2 rRNA genes are annotated in these 3,127 nt (G+C 51.7%); both read left to right on the top strand.

Annotated features, from left to right (window positions below):
- Positions 1-2,634: ribosomal RNA gene (locus IE099_RS20315) — 23S ribosomal RNA — on the top strand; the annotation flags it as partial.
- A gap of 304 nt (positions 2,635-2,938) precedes the next feature.
- Positions 2,939-3,054, top strand: a 5S ribosomal RNA gene (rrf, locus tag IE099_RS20320).
- Positions 3,055-3,127: the final 73 nt, after the last annotated feature.

Consider the following 3,127-nt stretch of genomic DNA (forward strand, 5'->3'; position numbering starts at 1 on the left):
AATCCCATCGCCCCTTCCTGAATACATAGGGAAGGGATCGCGAACCCGGTGAAGTGAAACATCTCAGTAACCGGAGGAAAAGAAATCAACCGAGATTCCGTAAGTAGCGGCGAGCGAACGCGGACCAGCCCAACCATTAACGGACCGGCGACGATAGGAGAAGCATTTGGAAAGATGCTCCATAGAGGGTGACAGACCCGTATCCGAAATCCGAACCGGCCAGGTGCAAGTAGCGCAACACACGTGAAACGTTGCGTGAAGACGGGGGGACCACCCTCCAAGGCTAAATACTAACTAGCGACCGATAGTGAACCAGTACCGTGAGGGAAAGGTGAAAAGAACCCCTGTGAGGGGAGTGAAATAGAACCTGAAACCCTGTGCCCACAAGGTGTAAGAGCAGCTTTATGCTGTGATTGCGTGCCTTTTGCTTAATGAGTCTGCGAGTTAGTGCGTGTGGCAAGCCTAAGTTCTTCTGGAACGGAGGCGTAGCGAAAGCAAGTCTGAATAGGGCGACAAGTTGCACGCGCTAGACCCGAAGCGGAGGTGACCTACCCATGGCCAGGTTGAAGCGTCGGTAAAACGACGTGGAGGACCGAACCGATGTGTGTTGAAAAACGCTCGGATGAGCTGTGGGTAGGAGTGAAAGGCTATTCAAACCCCGTGATAGCTGGTTCTCTCCGAAATGTATTTAGGTACAGCGTTGTATGCTGACTAAGGGGGGTAGAGCACTGAAAGGGCTAGGGCCCATACCCGGGTACCAACCCCTATCAAACTCCGAATACCCTTAGGTGAAGTACAGCAGTGAGTCAGTGGGGGATAAGCTTCATTGGCGAAAGGGAAACAGCCCAGACCAGCAGCTAAGGTGCCTAAATTCTACTCAGTGGAAAGGAGGTGAGGTTTCACAGACAGTGAGGATGTTGGCTTAGAAGCAGCCACCATTTAAAAAGTGCGTAATAGCTTACTCATCGAGAGACCTTGCGCCGAAAATGATTGGCGATAAGTAGAATACCGAAGCTCTGGATGCATCATTTATTGATGTGTGGTAGGAGAGCGTTCCCAGTGCAGTGAAGGGTGATAGCGATTGACCCTGGAGCGCTGGGAAGTGAGAATGCAGACATGAGTAACGATAAGACCGGTGAAATCCCGGTCCGCCGTAAACCCAAGGTTTCCCGGGCAACGTTTTTCGTCCCGGGGTTAGTCGGGACCTAACCCGAGGCCGATAGGCGTAGGGGATGGCAAGCAGGTTAATATTCCTGCACCCAGTAAGGAGGACGCTTGAGTCAAGGATACTAGGTTATTGAATTCCGAGATGCGGCTACGGCCAATTCGCATATCCGGCGCTTGAGCCAAGAAAAGCCCTTACATTAATGGCCCGTACCGTAAACCGACACAGGTGGGTGGGTAGAGTATACCAAGGCGCAAGAGTGAAACCTGGTTAAGGAACTCGGCAAAATGGCTCCGTAACTTCGGGAGAAGGAGTGCCACATTTGTGGCCGCAGTGAAATGGCCCAACCGACTGTTTAGCAAAAACACAGCATTCTGCTAAGGCGTAAGCCGATGTATAGGATGTGACACGTGACCAATGCCAAAAGATTACGGTAAGGTGTTAGCCCTCGTGGCGAAGCTCCGAGCCCAAGTCCTGGTGAATGTCGGCCGTAACTATAACGGTCCTAAGGTAGCGAAATTCCTTGTCGGGTAAGTTCCGACCTGCACGAATCGTGCAACGAGTTGGGCGCTGTCTCAACCAGGAGCTCAGTGAAATTGTAACGCCGGTGAAGATGCCGGCTACCCGCAGAAGGACGGAAAGACCCTATAGACCTTAACTGTACGCTGTTACTGTTTTTTCGATTTCAATGCTCAGCATAAGTGGGAGACTTTGAAGCCATCCTTTAGGGGATGGTGGAGTCGCCAGTGAGATACCACCCTTTGGTGTTGGAAATTCTAACCCCATGCCGTCATCCGGCTGGGGGACCGTGGCAGCCGGTCAGTTTTACTGGGGCGGTATCCTCCCAAAGAGTAACGGAGGAGCGCGAAGGTGGGCTCAGCACGGTCGGCAACCGTGTTTCGAGTGTAAAGGCACAAGCCCGCCTAACTGTGAGACCGACAAGTCGAGCAGATACGAAAGTAGGCCTTAGTGATCCGGCGGTTGAATGTGGAATTGCCGTCGCTCAACGGATAAAAGGTACCTTAGGGATAACAGGCTGATTTCGCCCAAGAGTTCATATCGACGGCGAAGTTTGGCACCTCGATGTCGGCTCGTCGCATCCTGGGGCTGGAGAAGGTCCCAAGGGTCCGGCTGTTCGCCGGTTAAAGCGGCACGCGAGCTGGGTTCAGAACGTCGCGAGACAGTTCGGTCCTCTATCCTCTGTGGGCGCAGGAAGATTGCGCGGTTCGTTTCCTAGTACGAGAGGACCGGAAACGACGCACCTCTGGTGTATCTGTTGTTCTGTCAAGGGCAGTGCAGAGTAGCTACGTGCGGAACGGATAAGCGCTGAAAGCATCTAAGCGCCAAGCCATTCGCAAGATTAATCTTCCCTTAAGGATCGTGGGAGACGACCACGTTGATAGGCTGTAGGTCGAAGCGTAGCAATACGTGTAGCCGAGTAGTACTAATCATCCGATAGACTTGATTTCTTTAACTCTTAAAATCAAAATCAAGTCCCAAGTAGTAAAGACAGACAAAAGACCAAACGATTGATGGACCTCAAATTTAGAGTATTGCAATCGACATTTCACACGGATCTCAAGGAGCAGGAAAGAATGGTGAATTGTGAGTGATGAATGTTGAATTAAGTAATTCAGCAGACCACACAAACAAGACACCCTCAAGCACCTCAGACCTCTAGAGGAAGCCCTTTGGATTTTGGAAGAAAAGGAAAGTGACTGCGTGAAGAGATTCACCATTCACCACTCCAACTTCGCAATTCAAAACTCTTCCTCTGGTGGCCAGAGCGCAGTGGAACCACCCGGTCCCATTCCGAACCCGGAAGTGAAACGCTGCAGCGCCGATGGTAGTGGGACGATAGGTCCTGTGAGAGTAGGTCGTCGCCAGTTATAAGCCCGATTTCGTCTAACGACGAAGTCGGGCTCTTTTTTTGCCCGCGTTTCAGGCGCTTTCTCACTGCTC

This window comes from Roseibacillus persicicus (assembly GCF_014651675.1).
Taxonomy (GTDB): domain Bacteria; phylum Verrucomicrobiota; class Verrucomicrobiia; order Verrucomicrobiales; family Akkermansiaceae; genus Roseibacillus; species Roseibacillus persicicus.